Origin of the sequence: Pseudosulfitobacter koreensis, from assembly GCF_024733015.1 — a bacterium.
GTDB lineage: Bacteria > Pseudomonadota > Alphaproteobacteria > Rhodobacterales > Rhodobacteraceae > Pseudosulfitobacter > Pseudosulfitobacter koreensis.
The window spans coordinates 40,580-56,422 of the sequence record NZ_JANKJG010000009.1 but is presented as its reverse complement, the minus strand read 5'-3'; the positions used below and the strand labels follow the sequence as shown (position 1 = coordinate 56,422).

General features: G+C 61.3%; 11 protein-coding genes and 1 pseudogene. All 12 read right to left on the bottom strand.

Features of this window, described 5'->3' with window-relative positions; all coding sequences use genetic code 11:
• Positions 1 to 12 precede the first annotated feature (12 nt).
• The 12 genes and pseudogenes from tssK to tssH all read right to left on the bottom strand — a co-directional run bounded on the left by tssK (position 13) and on the right by tssH (position 15,843).
• Entirely contained in the window at positions 13 to 1,353 is a 1,341-nt protein-coding gene (gene tssK / locus NTA49_RS12540; RefSeq protein WP_258295136.1) for a type VI secretion system baseplate subunit TssK, read from the bottom strand.
• A 28-nt stretch (positions 1,354 to 1,381) separates the two neighbouring features.
• On the bottom strand, positions 1,382 to 2,866 hold the full coding sequence (gene tagH / locus NTA49_RS12535) for a type VI secretion system-associated FHA domain protein TagH (RefSeq protein ID WP_258295135.1): 1,485 nt from the start codon (positions 2,864 to 2,866) through the stop codon (positions 1,382 to 1,384).
• Between the two features lie 70 nt (positions 2,867 to 2,936).
• The gene (locus NTA49_RS12530; RefSeq protein WP_258295134.1) at positions 2,937 to 3,245 is read right to left on the bottom strand and encodes a PAAR domain-containing protein; all 309 of its coding nucleotides are present in this window, start codon (positions 3,243 to 3,245) and stop codon (positions 2,937 to 2,939) included.
• Entirely contained in the window at positions 3,245 to 3,868 is a 624-nt protein-coding gene (locus NTA49_RS12525; RefSeq protein WP_258295133.1) for a DUF6931 family protein, read from the bottom strand. The genes NTA49_RS12530 and NTA49_RS12525 overlap by 1 nt, the downstream gene beginning before the upstream one ends.
• A gap of 10 nt (positions 3,869 to 3,878) precedes the next feature.
• Positions 3,879 to 6,011: a type VI secretion system Vgr family protein gene (locus tag NTA49_RS12520; protein ID WP_258295132.1), complete on the bottom strand. Its 2,133-nt coding sequence runs from the start codon at positions 6,009 to 6,011 to the stop codon at positions 3,879 to 3,881.
• 29 nt (positions 6,012 to 6,040) lie between these two features.
• Positions 6,041 to 6,331, bottom strand: a complete 291-nt coding sequence (locus NTA49_RS12515; RefSeq protein ID WP_258295131.1) for a hypothetical protein — start codon at positions 6,329 to 6,331, stop codon at positions 6,041 to 6,043.
• Positions 6,331 to 8,928, bottom strand: a complete 2,598-nt coding sequence (locus NTA49_RS17305) for a type VI secretion system contractile sheath domain-containing protein (RefSeq protein ID WP_408637148.1) — start codon at positions 8,926 to 8,928, stop codon at positions 6,331 to 6,333. The genes NTA49_RS12515 and NTA49_RS17305 overlap by 1 nt, the downstream gene beginning before the upstream one ends.
• Positions 8,929 to 9,351: 423 nt before the next feature.
• A pseudogene (tssB, locus tag NTA49_RS17215) lies at positions 9,352 to 9,813 on the bottom strand (type VI secretion system contractile sheath small subunit); the annotation flags it as partial.
• The gene (locus tag NTA49_RS12505) at positions 9,810 to 10,730 is read right to left on the bottom strand and encodes an ion transporter (RefSeq protein ID WP_258295129.1); all 921 of its coding nucleotides are present in this window, start codon (positions 10,728 to 10,730) and stop codon (positions 9,810 to 9,812) included. The gene NTA49_RS12505 and the pseudogene tssB, both read right to left, overlap by 4 nt.
• Positions 10,730 to 11,743: a hypothetical protein gene (locus NTA49_RS12500; RefSeq protein ID WP_258295128.1), complete on the bottom strand. Its 1,014-nt coding sequence runs from the start codon at positions 11,741 to 11,743 to the stop codon at positions 10,730 to 10,732. The genes NTA49_RS12505 and NTA49_RS12500 overlap by 1 nt, the downstream gene beginning before the upstream one ends.
• 81 nt (positions 11,744 to 11,824) lie before the next feature.
• Positions 11,825 to 13,072, bottom strand: coding sequence for a hypothetical protein (locus tag NTA49_RS12495; RefSeq protein WP_258295127.1), 1,248 nt, complete (start codon positions 13,070 to 13,072; stop codon positions 11,825 to 11,827).
• 35 nt (positions 13,073 to 13,107) lie between these two features.
• Positions 13,108 to 15,843: a type VI secretion system ATPase TssH gene (gene tssH, locus NTA49_RS12490; protein ID WP_258295126.1), complete on the bottom strand. Its 2,736-nt coding sequence runs from the start codon at positions 15,841 to 15,843 to the stop codon at positions 13,108 to 13,110.

Genomic DNA, 15,843 nt, shown 5'->3' with positions numbered 1-15,843 from the left:
CCCTTTTTGCGGTCATCCCTGCCGGATCGCCCACAGTTCCATGTTCAGTCCCGGAAAATCCCCCGATACATGAACCGCGATCCCGCCCGATGTCGACATCTTACCCCAATGCGGGCTGTCTCCGTCCAGTTCAAAATACACCACGCCTGCGTGATAGGGGATCTGGCGCGGTGCCACCGGCAACGGGCGCAGCGGAATCCCCGGCAGCGCCGAGTTCACCAATTGGCGGATTTCCTCGACCGGGCCGATTTTGGCCTGGTTGTGAAAGTGGCGGCGAATGTTCTCGGCCGCGATGTCGGCCTTGACCGCCAGCACGAAGCCCGCCGTGGACAACAGCTTGCGGTCGCTGATGACGCCGACGCTGATACCGTATTTCCGCGGATCAAGCGGAATGGAAATCGCGGTCTGCTCCAGCACCGAAGACAGGTACTGTCGCAGCGCTTTGATCACCGGCTTGAACGTGGCGGTCAGGTCGTCGTGCTTATAGGCCGGAAACTTCGGCGTCGTTTTTTCGACGGCCATGAACGTCGAAAGCTCTCCGGCCAGCGCCAGGCAGGTCTCGTACAGACGCTCAGGATGCAGGTTCTCGATCTGTGCCATGTGGTGAATGACGGGCCGCATCCGGTTGACGCACATCAACAACAGGAAATCCGAAATCTCCGCCACGCCCTTGGTGCCGCCGCCGTCGCTCAGCCGACCGGCAAGCGCAGTCGTGCGGTGCCCCAGCAGCCCGTCGAGTTCACGCACAAAATCGGCCAGAGGCCCCGCCGCGCGCAGATCCAGACAGGACGGAATGAACGACTTATCCAGCACGATCTCCTGATCTGGTTTCACCTCGATAATCTTGGCGATGGGAATGCACAGCCGGTCGGCCAGGTCATCGACACCCAGGGCGAACTGCAAACGCAGCTTGCCTACGCCCATGGTCACCGCCTTCTTGCCGGTCGAGGTCACATCGGTGATCTCAAGCTCTGCTGGGCGCAGCCGCGCCGCCGACAGCTCCGCGCCGGTCATGTCGACCTCCTGCGCGCCTTGCCTGCGTTGCGGCACCGTCAGATAGACCACGCAATCCTTGATGTTGTCGGGCACGTCCAGAGCGGGTGGATGATCCTCGAAGGCGGGCGCGCGAAAGACTGTGCCATCCTGCGTCAGCCCCGAACACGACTTGATCGCGAACTGCCCGACCTTCAGCACCTCTTCGTCGATGTCCAGCTGGCTGACACCCCAGGCATAGGGCGACACCCGTCGGGCCAGCCCCGACACGAGGCTTTCGGTATAACGGTCCGCCTGCTGAAAGTGGTGCGGCTGCAAGAACAGCCCTTCGGTCCAGAGTACCTTGCTTTCCCACGACATCAGACGGCGTTCCTTATCAGTTCTTTGATCATTTCAGTTTATCCAGCTGCGCCTTGTAGGCGCGGGCGAATTCCTTGGCGAAAAGCTCGTGGAAATCGTTTTCGGCCTGGTCCGATATCTCGGCATACATATTCTCGTAGATCTCCCAATAGCGTGCCTTGCGGCTTTTCAGCAGGTTGGAGAACCCGCCCGAGACGGCGATCTTGTCCTCCAGCACCTTGGGATCAAGCCGGGTCAGGATACCCTTGAGTGCTGCCTCCATCCCGGTGATCATCGCCACCTCGTGCGCCTTGATGTCCTGCAGGGCCTGCGTCGTCGCCTCGGTTGCGTCGAGGTATCCCTTGGACTTCGGCTTGACCAGCGCCTCGATCGCCTGTTCAGGGCTGATCGAGAATTTCAACGGGTTGTTGCCACCCGCCTGGATCATCGTCTGCTCGATACGAAACTCTGACTTGATCGAGGTGCGCGTCATCAGGATCTCGCGCAGCCCTTCGATCATCAGACGCAGGACATGGCCCATGCGCGACAGGGTCGGGGTAAGATCGGCATCGTTCAATTGCATCTCTTCCGCTCCCAGCGACTTGAGGAAAGCGCGGGCGGCGGCACTGTCGCCTGGTGTGTGCGTGGGTGTAGATGTGGTGGCGGCAGGCTCAGGAGTGGGTGCAGACAAGGGCTGGGTCACGGACGGTGCCGGATCTTCCTTCTGTACGGTGGGCTGCAGTGGTGGCGTATCTGCAACTTCGTCTGGGGCCTCGGGGCCAATGTCGTCGGGCAGGAACGCCGGGGTGTCATGGGCCCCGTCTTCAAGCAGGTCTGCGAAAGGGTCATCTTCGTCGCCCGACCGCGTCGGCGGCGGTTGATCCTGTGCGTCGTCCTTGGCCGAAGACGGCGCCAGAAAATCGTCATCCCAGTCGTCGGGGATCGCCGCAGGGCCGGTGCTGTGCCGGGGGGCGCTGAAACTGTCCTGCGACGACGGGTTGTGGCGCGCCGAACTGGCCCCCTGCCCCGCATAGGGATCGGACGCCGGTGGCAAAAGGTCGTCGTCACCCAAGGGGGGCAACAGATCGTCGTCATCGTCCTCTCGACGGTCAACACTGCCGGGGCCAACCAGACCTTCGCGCCCGCCCAGAAGATCGTCGAGGAAATCGCCGCCATCGCCGGGGGCATCCAGCAAATCGTCAACGCTGGGCGCGCTGTCCGCCAGCCCGTGCGATACGGGACCGTCCTCGACCGGCTCAGCGATCCGGCTGTCGGACCCTGCGGTGACGATGTTCACCAAAATCTCATAGGGGCCGACCGACAGGATATCGCCATCGTTCAAAGGTGTCGGCGTCGCGCCCAGCGGCAGTTTGCCGTAGTTGAGAAAGGTGCCGTTGGTCGAGATGTCCACGACGACGACATTGCCATTGTGATCCTCGATTGCGCAATGCCGCTTGGACAGAACACGGTCCGGGTCCGGCAACACCAGATCGTTTTCGTCTCCGCGCCCGACGGTCAGGCTGGGTCCGCGCATGGCAACTGGATCGCCATTGCCGGGGATGCTGCCTGTAGACTGAAATTTCAGCAAAACCGCCATCTGTCGGTTATCCTCCTGTGAAAACGGTGAATTCACCCAAGTTGACGACACCCCCCATGCCGCACATGTCGCCGATACGGATCGCTGGCAGCTTCTGGATCAGTACGGTCATTGATCCCTTGGCCAGCGGATGCGGCGTGGGAACTGGACCCGCAGGCGTGGCCGTGGCCCCCATCACGATGTCTGTAACCCGCGCAGCGGGCCGTTTGGCGACCAGAACGGTCAGCGCGCAGGGAGGCAGGATCGGCATGGGCGCGCCCAGCGTGCACGCGCCGATATGCGTGTCGCCAACACGGGCTTGCGGGGGGCCGGGCATCAGAGGTCTCCTTCGACTGCAATAGGTTCGGGGGCCGGGGGTTCGGTAATCTTGTCCACCTTGCCGTTGCCGCCGCGGGCCACACTGACCGCGCGGTCGATGATCAGTTGCATTTGCAGCATGGGGTCTGCGGCACTGCCAAGCGTGGTCATGTTCATGCCGAACGCGCAGGCTGCGACGGCCCCCGGCGGGGCTGCCATTTGCGCCAGATCGCCGATGCCCAGACTGCCTGGCGCATAAAGGGCGGCAGTTGCAGCCAGTACGGTGTCGTCGTCGGCGTCAGCGGTATCGATCGCGATCTGCACCTTCTCGCGATTGGCGTCATTGGGCTCGAACACCCATGCCTCCGCCGCCTTGAGTGAGGGGGTAAGCGGGCCATCGCCGCAGATATCGCGCGCGGCAAGGCAGGCCCACCAGACCGCTTCACGCTCCGGCAGGGCCGCCGACAGCATCCGCAATATGCACACCCAGGCCTGTTGTGCGCCCAACTCTTCCAGCACCGTCTCGACCGGGGCGTTGGCGGGCGCCTTGAGCGGCGTCGCCAGCTTGATCCGCTTGGCCGCAAGCAGACGCATCGCGGGTTCGCGCGGCACCTTCTTCAGATCTGAAAACCGTTCCGTCATCAAAGCGCCCTCAATTGATCATCGTGATCCCGCCCTTGAGGATCAGTGTCGCATCCCCCTTGACGGTCGTCATGGGCGACTTGGCTTCCACAGTCGCGGTGCCTTCGATCTTGATCATCATGCCCTTTATGGTAACGCCCGTCTGATCGATCTTGATCGAGCTGGCACCCACTTTCAATTCGATTTCCTGCATCGCCTCTTCCTTGATCGACCCCAACGCGGTCTTGAGACTGTAGTCCCCCATGCTGACCGTCACGGCCTCGTTGCCCTTGGCCACTTTTCGGGTCAGATTACCGGTGTCGATGTCCTGCACGAAATTGCCGGTCTTGACCTGCTGCATGGTGTCGCCGGTGATCGTCTGCGTCGCCTTGCCCTCGATCGTCTCGGTGTGGTCGGTCTTGATAAAGACCTCCTGATTGCCCGTCTCGACCTTGAACGTGTGATCCCCGGTTTTAAGTGTTTCGGTCTTGTGGCGGTGGATCGTCTGGGTCAGGTCGCCGTCATCCTTGTGCTCAAGGCCGATCGTCACCGTGGCGTTGTTCTTAATCGTCTGGAAATAATCCCGCTCGGACTGGAACCGGACGAACTCCGCATCCTTCTTGTCCTCGAAGATCAGCTCGTTGAAGGTCTGCGCGCTGCCTTCCTTGGTCGAGCGTGTGACGATCCCGCTTTGCGTCTCGTTGGCGGGCAGTTCATAGGGCGGCATGGTGTCGGCATTGTACAGCATGCCCGTGCAGATCGGCCTGTCCGGGTCGCCTTCCTCGAACTGGATCGCGACTTCCTGCCCGATGCGCGGAATAGAGATCATCCCCCAGTTCTTGCCCGTCCATGGCATCACGCAGCGCACCCAGCAGGTCGTGTTTTCGTCTTTCTTGCCTTCCCTGTCCCAATGGAACTGCACCTTGATGCGACCATACTTGTCCGTATGGATTTCATCGCCCTTCGGGCCGGTGACCACGGCGGTCTGCATGCCCGCGACACGCGGCCAGCGGGTTTCCTGCGGGGCGCGAAACGGCTCGGACTTCGGGATGACGTCGAAGGTGATCCGGTATGTATCCTTGTTGTCCTCGTCGACCGGAATGGTGGCGTCGAACAGGGGTTTCTTGGTCTCATGGTCCTCGTAGTCGGTTTCGATCTGCAAACGGTGTTCGGCGCGGACCACGAGATACTCGATGTTGACGCTGGTGCGCGTATGGCCCTTCAGCTTGAAGGTCTGACCCACCCCCAAGGTGCGCACATTGCCTGCCCCGCGCGCCAGCTTGTGTTGCACGGCTTCCGCCTGCATCCGCACCTTGGCGAAATTGGCAGGCTGGTTGCCCAGCCGCATGTGACCGGGGTAACGGTAGTTTTCGTATTTCTTGTGCCCGTGCTTGCCCTTTTCGATAGACGAGACCGCCTGCAGATCGGCGCGCGGCTTCTCAAAGTCATAGTCTTTCAGGGTGACCTTTCCGGTGGTCAGCCTTGTGTTGTGCGCCCAGTCAAAGATGTGGTCCGATTTGCGGCGATACTCTGCCTCTTTGAAGTAGAAGTCCAAGGCAGGCCCCGATGTATTGGGCTTGTGGGCCGAGATGCCGTCGGCCAGCACCATCTTCAGTTCCTTGTTGTTCGCACCGGACTGCACGAAGAAATAATAGATCCCTTCCTCTTCCATCAACCGGCTGATGAAATCGAAATCGGTTTCATCATACTGCACGCAATAGACGCGTTTGTCGTAGGTCTCGGTCAGTTTGTTGATCTGGCCGGTGAACCCGTATTCATCCAGAACCGCCTTGATGATTTCGGGCACGGTCTTGTCCTGAAAGACCCGGCTTTCATAGCTGCGGGTCAGGAACCACAACCACGGCCTGACCTCGGCCACGAAATGCATCATCCCCTGATAGACGCCCACATATTCGACCGCCGTGCAGGTGCCGGTAAAAAACCGAGGCTCGTCCTTGTCGTCCTTCAGACCCAGATGGATAGTCTTGCCCAGCATATCCTGCAGATCAAGCTCGACGTTGGATGACACGAATTCGACCGTCGTTTCGGTCAGAAAGCTCAGCCCCTCGACCACCCGCGCGTTCTTGAGGTTGACCGGTTTGCAAGTATAGTCCCCCTCCATCCAGACAAGCCGGTTTTCAAGGTCGATCTCTGTGTTTGCCATGTCATTCGTCCCTGGCCCGAAACGGGGCGCTATGCTTCTGTTTCTATCAGACTTTGGGTCTCGCGCAGCCGGTGGATGATGTCGGGGTGAATGCCCCACAGTGCGCCCAGATTGAACTGGTCGCCCAACACGCGCTTGGTGTCGAAGATGTCCTCGAAATAAACGCAGAGGATCGGCGTGGGATACGTGCCATCGGCCAGCAAAATCTGATCCAGATGGGCGTCGCCCTTCAACAGGTAATACGACTTGCGCGCGATCCCCATGATGATGATCGGCGGCTCTTCGGGTTCGGGTTCGGGTTTTCCAGTCAGCGCATTCATCACAATCCCTCCAGCAAGGCGGCAAGTTCCGGGTCCATGTCACCGTCGTCGCCGGTGTCATTCTCGTCGTCGGTTTCGATATCGTCGAACCCCGCAAGCAAATCGTCAAGCGCGGCCTGTGCTGCCGGGTCCGCGACGGGCAGCTCCATCTCTATGTCGCCCGCCGGTGTATCGGGGGCCTTGCGCGGTGCCGGTGCTTCTCCCGACCAGGGGCCCGCGATCTCTTCACCCCCCAAGGCGCGGAACGATCCCAGCCGGATTTCATCGCGTCCCTTCAGCCAGATCACGGGCATGAAGCCGCGCCCAAGGGTGTGCTGCACCGGGTCCGTCGTCAGGTTCCGCTCGGTACAAGGAAGCGCCACCTGGTCGCCAAACCTGTCCATGACGTAGTGGAACGGGATATCCCCAAGCGACATCACGCTGCCCAAATCCAGCGCGGCACCGTCTTTCTTGTACGTTGCGGCCAGCAAGATAGCCACCAAAACCGCTGGGTTTGCCCACAGCATGCCTTTCAGCCCCTCGCCGTGGCTGAACTCTTCGAAGGTGAATGCGTCAATGGGTTCGGACCTTGCACCATAGGGTCGACGCAGCAGGAACCGGGGCGATGCCAGACCCAGATAGGCCGCCTCGGGCCGGGCACGCAGCCTGTCCCAGCTTTTTGCGGTCAACGGATGGCGGTCCTCCTTGGCGACATCCAGATAGGCCGGGGTCATGGCCGTCACGAAAGGCGCGTCCACATGGGCCGCCACCTGACCGATCCGGGCCAGCAGTTCTGCATGGGTCGGTGTTTCCTCGAAGGTGTAAAGCCCCAGTACCGCCGAAAACCCGCCCGCGCCGTCCTCGGGGTCAAGCACATCCGTAAGCAACCGAAAGAACCCGCTCTCCGCCAGATCCTCGGAGGCGGCAAGGTCAACGGCAAGTTCCTCGGCAGAGACATCATAGAGCACGATCTCCAGATCGCTGCCCGTCTCGATCCGCCGCGCCAGCAGATCAAGCGAGCGCCACTGCGCCTCGACCGCCTGAAAGTCTGGGTGATGCAGCACCAGCCGCATCGCCGTGCTCAGCGCCTGATCCGTCGCATCGGCAAGCGCTGCGGCCCCGGCATCGGACGCCTTTACGATATGCGGGCCGACGATCTGGGCGATCAAATCATCCGCCGGTCCCGGTTCGGACAATCTGCCCGAAGTGTCACCGATCAGCGACTGGAAATCGCTCAGCTTCACATGCGCCGGGATCGAGGTGGCCCCCGACCGCTTGGGCAGACGGATCGGCGTGCGGTAGGCCTCGGACCATTGTTTCAGCCGTTCGGTTGCCTTTTCGGCCATCGACCCAATGCCAAGTTGCTGGCGCAGACCTGCGATCTCGGCAAATATCCCCAGCTTGTCGTAAATCTCATCCGGGTGCAGATCGTCGATTTCGGACAGCTCTAGCGAAACACCGCTGCCATTCTTGCCAATGGGCAGGGTCAGCGTGGTGGCAAAGCGCGCGATCACCTCGTCCAGCGTATCGAGATCCAGAACGACGGCTGGACGCGTAGCAAGCGCAGCGCCGGTTTCGATCGCACCGCGCGCCGCACGCCCTGAGAAATCACCAAAGAGTGCCATCCTGAACTTTGTCCGGTTCAAGGCTTCGCGTTCAGGCCGCGCCGCGCTGATCGTGCCAAACGGCGATTGCGGCGGTGGGCTGTCGGTAGGTGCAGCGCCCCCGTCCAGATCGGCCAGCATGGCGTCCAGATCGTCGGGTTCTTGCGGGTCGGTCTGCGCAGGCTCTGGCGTCTCGAAATCCGCCAGCAGATCATCCAGGCCGTCCACCGTGGCAGGTTTGCTGCCCGCGTCCGAAGTGTCCTCCAGATCGGCGAAGAGCGCATCGAAGTCATCTGCCTCTGGCGGCGACATATCGGCGTCTTCGGGTGTATCCTGAGGCTCCGCAGAAACCGTGGGACCATCCAGATCGGCCAGCAGGTCGTCCAGATCGTCAAGCCCTGCAGTTGCCTCGGTATCGGGCTGCTCTGGTGCAGGCGTTTCAATGTCGACCAGCGGATCGTCTAAGACTTCGGGCATTTCAGCCTCGGTGCCGACGTCCGAAGTCTCGTTCAGTTCGGCGAAGAGCGCATCGAGGTCATCTGTCTCTGGCTGTGTCGATGCTGTCTCATCGCCGTCCGTGGATGTCTCTGCGGTCGAGCTGCCCAGATCGGCCAGCAGGTCGTCAAGATCATCCATCGCAGGTGCAGGGTCCGCCACATCCGCCGTGTCGATCACTGCAAGGATATCGTCGGAGGTGGGCGCGTCCGGCTGGTGGCCCATGGTTTCGGGAAGACCTGCAAGTATGTCCAGCGTGTCGTCGTCCACCTCGGCTTCGGGTGTCGGCGCGATCCCCGATAGCACATCGTCGATGTCATCAGCCACGGGCGCATCCGGTGCCGCCGTTTCCAGGCTGGACAGGATATCGTCAAGATTGTCCGCGTCAGGCACATCCGCCACATGGTCGAGGGCGGACAATATGTCCTGCGTGCTGACCGTGTCGAAGGTTTCTACCTCTGTCGCAGGTGCGATGCCAGACAGGACGGCGTCGGTCGTGTCTTTGGCTTCGGTGTCCATCACGCGGGTGATGCCCGACAGGATATCGTCGCTGGTATCCTCGGGCGCTGTGTCCTCGACGCTGCCAGCAAGCCCCGACAACACGTCTGCCGTCTCGTCCGTATCCTGTGGCGTCTCGGTCCGGGCGATGCCGGCCAGCACGTCGCCGGTAGTGTCCGCCTCGGGCGTCTGGTTCATCTCGGTCGCACGCAATCCTGCCAGCGCTGCGCCCGTGTCGTCCTGGGTTTCGGCCTCCGGCGCGGGGCCCAGCGTGCCGAGCACATCTGCCACCGACGTATCCGGTGACGCATCAACAGGTGCCCGCGCCGCCAGTTCCGACAGCACATCGCCCGTGGTATCCTGCGGGCTTTGCGTTGTCGGCAAGGCCGCGCGCAGCGATGCAAGTGCCGCTTCGGTGTTGCTGTCCGACGTCTCGCCGTCTGTCAGCGTCTGCAACAGGCCGGGCTGCGTCAGCAACTGCTCGATCAGTGCTTCGGCCCCGGCCTTGCCATCCATATAGGTCATCAGGTCCGTCAACTGCCGCCGCGCCTCAAGCAGAGGGCGCAGGGGTTCGACCTTTTCGGCAATCGCTTGCGGCGTGAAATCGGCCATCTTGTCGAAGGTCAAATCAACGCCAAGCGATCCCTCCCCCGTCAAGGTGTTTGGCACGTTGAATTGCGCCCTGGGTGCCAGCGCTCGCATCCGGTCGTCGAAATTGTCGACGTCGATCTCCAGAAAACCACGGTCCGCGACGGCAGGCTGCGGAGACGTGCCCGACAGATCGGACAGCACCCCCATCACGAAGGGCAACTGCACTTTCTTGGCCGCACCATAAAGCTCGACGTCATATTCGATCTGCACCCGAGGTGCGCGGTTGCGCGCGATGAATTTCTGGCTGTCGCTCATGCCTTGTCTCCCCGCGCCTTGCGCAACTCTTCCCGCAATTCGCGGATTTCCGCGTGCAGGGCGTTCACCTGCGCGCCCACCTGATCGGTCTCTTCGCGCACCAGCGTGCGCAGCGTCTCGAACTCGGCCTCGGTTTCCTCTTCCACTGCGGATTGCATGGTGTTGACCAGAAGACCGATGAACAGGTTGAGGACCGAAAAGGCGGTGATCACGATGAACGGCACAAAAAACACCCAGGCCATCGGATGCACTTCCATGACCGGCCTCACGATGCCCATCGACCAGCTTTCCAACGTCATGATCTGGAACAGGGAATAGAGACTGCGGCCCAGCGTGCCGAACCATTCGTCGAAGGTGTTGCCGTACATGATCGTCGCCATCACGGCAAAGACGTAGAACACGATCGAGATCATGATGATCACGGCGCCCATCCCCGGCAGTGCATCCAGCAGCGCCTGCACCACGGCGCGCATCTGCGGGATCACCGACAACAGCCGCATCGCGCGGATCACCCGCAGCCCGCGCAGCGCCGACATGCTGTCGGTCTGCGGGAACAGTCCAATGCTGACCACGAAGAAGTCGAAGATATTCCACGAGTTCCGAAAGAACTTCAGCCCATAGGCATAAAGCTTGATCAGCAGTTCCAGAACGAAAATCACCAGCACCACCCTGTCGACCACACGCAGCCAATCACCGATATGGGCCTGCAGATAGTCCGAGGTGCTCAGCCCCAGCGTGATCGCGTTGAAGATGATGACGCCCATGATGAACATCTGGACCGCCGACCGTTCGATGAACCTGCGCAGGCGGGCGCGGAAATAGGGATCGTGCTCCTGGCCCGATGCCGGTCCATCAGATGTGTTTCCGGCGGCGCCGGGCACCTCCGGCAACTCATGGACAGACGAGTGGCTCGACATCACTTTACCTTTCTGGCCGCTTCGTTGAATTTCTTGCTGACAAGCTTCACCGACTTTACCGCTTCCGCGACCGCCTTGTCCTTGCTCTTGTGCTCGTTTCCGAACCGCGTCGCCCAGCTTTTTGCGGCAGAAGCAGTCGATGTGCCGCCTTTGACGAATGCAATCGTGCCATCCAGTGACTTTTCATAGGTGTCGATGGTGCCAGACAGCTTGGTCAGCGAGGTGTTCACCTTGCCCGATTTGGAAATCATCTTGCCGATCTCCTGCAGTTCCGGATCGGCCTTGGTGTCGGTCGCCATCTTCTTGCCCTGCGTCAGCAGATAGCTTGCCACGGTCTTCGTGGTCCTGGCGGTGCCGTCGTAGTCCTTCTTGACCTTGTCCAGCGTGGTGGCGGCCTTCTTGAACGCGAGCTTGTCCGCCTCGTCGCCCGATTTTTCGATCTCGACGCCCAGCATATAGATGGCCTTTACCACCTGGCTTGTCAGCTTCGAGAACATGCCGGACGTGTTCAGCGTATCGAATTTCTTCAGCGCATCCTTGCCGCCGGCAAGCGCCTTCTTGTTGTCGCCCTTGTCGCTTTCGATCTCGTCCAGCGCGACAGACACCTTGTCGTCGATCTGGCTGGACATTTTCTTGAACAGCTTCCTGACCTGAGTTTCGGCATCATCGAGCGCCTTCTTTTCGTCGGGCGTCTCATCCTTGTCGTTGCGCAGGAACTTCGCCTTTTTGCGCTCTTTCGGACGCGCATTCAGGATATCCTTTTCCAGCCCTCCCAAAGCGGTCGAGAACAGCGACAACTCATAGCGGGCCACGGCATAGATACCGTCCTCGATCACCTTCTTCTTCCACTTTCGCGGGTCCAGCTCCATCGTCCGCTTAAACGTCAGATCGCTAACCGCACTCTCGGCTCCGGGCCGGGCCTTGAACCAGTCGGGGGCCTTTTTGGTCTTGGTCTCGCCGAACGGATTTATCTTGCGCTCGACGCTGATCTTGGTCTTTCCCACATCCGCCATTGTTCCAAATCCTCATTGTAACGGCTTTGCCCCGCCCCGCTCCGGCCGGGCATCACCACAGATCAGCGCCCCGCCGCGCGGTCAGGCCGCGTCGAAGAATGTACCGTCGATGGCCTTGCTGCTGATCTTGTCAAAGGCATAGCCGCCCACGGCGCCGCCCAGACCCATGCCCAGATCCTTGGCCGTAGTGGCGACAGAGTTGCCGTCGATGGGGGCCAGCGCCAGTGAGGCGAACTTCAGCCCCTCGCGAAACACCTTCAGCGCCTTGGGGTCCTTCATCGACAGTTGCTTGACCCTGATCTTCAGCGTCTTGACCGGCACCTTCCATTTGGTCACGTCGGCATACATCTTCTGCACATCGCCAAGGGCCTTCATGACCTTGGCGTAATTGTCCCCCAGCGCATCATCCAGCTGCTTTTCGATCACCTTGCGCTGCGCGGTCTTGTTGGGCGCAGGGTGGTTCTTCAACCGCTTGTCCACGTCCTTCATGAACTCTTTTTGCATCTTGTCCTGCTGCGCGAGGATCTTGTTCAGCACCTTGCTCAATTCATGCACCTTCACCACGATCTGCGCGTATTTGGCACTCAGCGTATCGGCGGCCCCCTCGGTCGACTTGATTGTCGGCTGGGAGATGCCCACGAACTCGTTGAAGATCGCGCCCGACACCTCGTTGGCCGCATAAACACCGGTTTTCTTCGCGGTCGCTTCCACGACCTTTAGGTTCAGCTCGACGACCTTCTTGGCCGCTTCGATCGATATTGCGATCTTGCCGATCTCGGTCGCCAGCGTGACGCCCGATTTCACGAAGCCGATGATGCCCAACGCGGCCCCCGCCCCCCCGGAAAAAGGCGAGGTTGCCATCGCCGCGATCGACACCGCCAGCCCTGCCAGCGTGCCGATGATGGTGGTGGCGATCTTGATCTTGAACTTCGACCATTCCTTCTTTTTCTTCTGGAGGCTGGCCCAGGCCTTGGCGACGTTGATCTCGGCGGCTTTCTCGGCAACCTTGACGTCGTTCCTGATCGCGTTGTTCAGCCCGTCGAGCTGCTTTTTCATGTCGGACTTGCTGGCCCCCTTCGAGGCCATCTCAAGGAAACCCTTGTCGAACACCTTGCACTTCTGCTCGATCGTCTTGACGGTCTGGTCGTAAACCTCCATCGCCGCGTTCTGGAATTCCTGGATCAGCAGCGGGTCCTTCTCAGCCCCCTTCTCCATCTTCTTGTCCAGCTCGACCACCACCTTGAAACTCAGCGCCGGTGGCTTCACCATTTTCAGGCCCGAGACGCTGATCTCGACCTTCTTCTTGTCCATCACTGTATGCTTGGCCATGGTCCGTCCTCCTCTTGCGTTGCGTTTCCGGTGGATCAGTTGAAGCTGTAGGTGAATTGCCCGTCCGCGACGTCGATAGCCACCTTGTCGATTTCGCGGCCCTCCATCATCCGGCGCAGGAATTCAGCCGAGATGTCGGGCAGCATCGTGTTCGTCACGATGGCGTCGATCATCCGCCCGCCGCTTTCCAGCTCCTGGCAGCGGTTGACGATCTCGTCGACCACCGCGTCGGAATATTCGAACGGCACACCATGCGCCGCGGTCACGCGCTTCTTGATCCGGCCCAGCTGCAACTTGGTGATTTCCGCGATCATGTGCGGGCTCAGCGGATAATAGGGGATCGCCACCAGACGCCCCAACAGCGCGGGCGGGAACACCTTGAGCAGCGGCTCGCGCAGGGCCTTGGCCATACCTTCGGGTTCGGGCAGCAGTTCGGGATCCGAACACAGGTCCATGATCAGCTCGGTGCCCGCGTTCGACGTCAGCAGGATCAGCGTGTTCTTGAAGTCGATCACCCGGCCCTCGCCGTCCTCCATCACGCCCTTGTCGAAGACCTGGAAGAATATCTCATGGACATCCGGATGCGCCTTTTCCACCTCGTCCAGCAGCACCACCGAATAAGGCTTGCGCCGCACCGCCTCGGTCAGCACCCCGCCCTCGCCGTAGCCGACATAGCCCGGAGGCGCGCCTTTCAGCGACGACACCGTATGCGCCTCTTGGTACTCGCTCATATTGATGGTGATGACGTTCTGTTCGCCACCGTACAGAACCTCGGCCAGCGCCAGCGCGGTTTCGGTCTTGCCGACGCCGCTGGTGCCGGCCAGCATGAACACCCCGATGGGCTTGCTGGGGTTATCGAGGCCCGCACGGCTGGTCTGTATGCGCTTGGCGATCATCTTCATCGCGTGATCCTGACCGATGACCCGGCGCGACAGATGTTCCTCAAGGTTGAGAATCACCTCGATCTCGTCTTTCAGCATGCGCCCCACCGGAATACCGGTCCAGTCACCGACCACACTGGCCACCGCCTGATGATCGACAATGGGCAGGATCAGTGGGCTGTCACCCTGCTGCGCCACCAGTTCGGCATTCTTTGCCTTCAGCTTCGCCATTACGTCGGCGCGCTCTGCCTCGCTCATCGGCGTGACGCCGGTCTCCTCCGACGCGGCCTCGGTCGCCGCTTCGCCTTCCGGCGTCTCGGTCGGCTCCACCGCATGACCCGCGCCGCGCAACTGTGCGCGCAACGCGATGATCTCGGCCACCAGCGCCTTCTCGGCCTCCCAGTTCACGTTCAGCCCGGTGAGGCGCGTCTCTTCCTCCTGCTTGGCCGCGGTCACCGAAGCGCGGCGCTCGTCCACGTCGAAACCTGCACTTTCATCGCGTCCGATGATCTCCAGCTCAGTGCTCAGCGCCTCGATCCGCCGACGGCTGTCGTCGACCTGGGCAGGCACCGCGTGCTGGCTGACGGCCACACGCGCGCAGGCGGTGTCCAGCAGGCTAACCGACTTGTCCGGCAATTGCCGTGCGGGGATATAGCGCGCGGACAGCGTGACAGCGGCCTCGATCCCCTCGTCCAGCACCTGCACATTATGGTGCTTTTCCAGCATCCCCGCGATTCCGCGCATCATCAGGATCGCCTTCGGGATACCCGGCTCTTCCACATGTACGACCTGGAAACGGCGGGTCAGCGCGGGGTCTTTTTCGATGTATTTCTTGTACTCAGCCCAGGTCGTCGCACCGATGGTCCGCAGCGTGCCGCGCGCCAGCGCAGGCTTCAACAGGTTCGCGGCGTCGCCGGTTCCCGCAGCACCACCGGCACCGACCAGCGTATGCGTCTCGTCCACGAACATCACGATGGGCGTGGGCGATCCCTGCACCTCGTCGATCACTTGGCGCAGACGGTTCTCGAATTCGCCCTTCATGCTGGCACCGGCCTGCAACAGGCCAACATCCAGCACCAGCAGCCGCACGTCCTTCAGCGCAGGCGGCACGTCACCCCGCGCGATGCGCAGCGCAAAGCCTTCGACGACCGCCGTCTTGCCCACGCCCGCCTCGCCGGTCAGAATCGGGTTGTTCTGCCGCCGCCGCATCAGCACGTCGACGATCTGCCTGATTTCCTCGTCGCGGCCGACGATGGGGTCGATTTCGCCGTTGCGGGCCTGTTCGGTCAAGTCCGTGCAGAACTGGTCCAACGCCTCTTGCTTGCCCATCTGCGAAGGGGACATCGCCCCCGACGCCTCGCCCGGTTCGGCCCCGCCGCCGGTCACCGATCCGTCTTGCGGCCGCATACGGTCCTCGGGCGAGCCATCAGTGATCTTGTGGAAATCGTCGGCCAGCGCGTCGGCCTTCACCCCCGCCAGCGTTGGCGACAGGCCCATCAGAATGTTGCGCAGGTTCGGCGTCTCCAGCATCCCCAGCAGGATGTGCCCGGTCCGCACCTGGTTCGATGAATACAGCAGCGACCCCCAAACCCAAGCCCGTTCCATCGCGTCCTCAAGATGTGACGACAGATCCGACACCGAGCTTGCCCCGCGCGGCAGGTTGTCCAGCGCCTTGGTTATCTCGGTCGCGATCTTGCCCATGTCCAGATCGAAATGGTCGATGATGCGGTGCAGGTCGCTGTCCTGATTGTTCAGGATCTGGTGAATCCAGTGCACGATCTCGACATAGGGGTTGCCGCGCATCTTGCAGAACACCGTCGCCCCTTCGATGGCCTTGTACCCAAGGCTGTTCAGCTTACCGAACAACGCAACGCGGCTGATTTCCGTCAT

What these genes read in the sequence shown, in the direction of transcription:
- tssK (WP_258295136.1), bottom strand. Translation starts at nt 1,353, where the DNA reads ATGTCGTGGGAAAGCAAGGTACTCTGGACCGAAGGGCTGTTCTTGCAG.
- tagH (WP_258295135.1), bottom strand. Translation starts at nt 2,866, where the DNA reads ATGCGCGGACCCAGCCTGACCGTCGGGCGCGGAGACGAAAACGATCTG.
- NTA49_RS12530 (WP_258295134.1), bottom strand. Translation starts at nt 3,245, where the DNA reads ATGCCCGGCCCCCCGCAAGCCCGTGTTGGCGACACGCATATCGGCGCG.
- NTA49_RS12525 (WP_258295133.1), bottom strand. Translation starts at nt 3,868, where the DNA reads ATGACGGAACGGTTTTCAGATCTGAAGAAGGTGCCGCGCGAACCCGCG.
- NTA49_RS12520 (WP_258295132.1), bottom strand. Translation starts at nt 6,011, where the DNA reads ATGGCAAACACAGAGATCGACCTTGAAAACCGGCTTGTCTGGATGGAG.
- NTA49_RS12515 (WP_258295131.1), bottom strand. Translation starts at nt 6,331, where the DNA reads ATGAATGCGCTGACTGGAAAACCCGAACCCGAACCCGAAGAGCCGCCG.
- NTA49_RS17305 (WP_408637148.1), bottom strand. Translation starts at nt 8,928, where the DNA reads ATGGACACCGAAGCCAAAGACACGACCGACGCCGTCCTGTCTGGCATC.
- NTA49_RS12505 (WP_258295129.1), bottom strand. Translation starts at nt 10,730, where the DNA reads ATGTCGAGCCACTCGTCTGTCCATGAGTTGCCGGAGGTGCCCGGCGCC.
- NTA49_RS12500 (WP_258295128.1), bottom strand. Translation starts at nt 11,743, where the DNA reads ATGGCGGATGTGGGAAAGACCAAGATCAGCGTCGAGCGCAAGATAAAT.
- NTA49_RS12495 (WP_258295127.1), bottom strand. Translation starts at nt 13,072, where the DNA reads ATGGCCAAGCATACAGTGATGGACAAGAAGAAGGTCGAGATCAGCGTC.
- tssH (WP_258295126.1), bottom strand. Translation starts at nt 15,843, where the DNA reads ATGACGGAAATCAGCCGCGTTGCGTTGTTCGGTAAGCTGAACAGCCTT.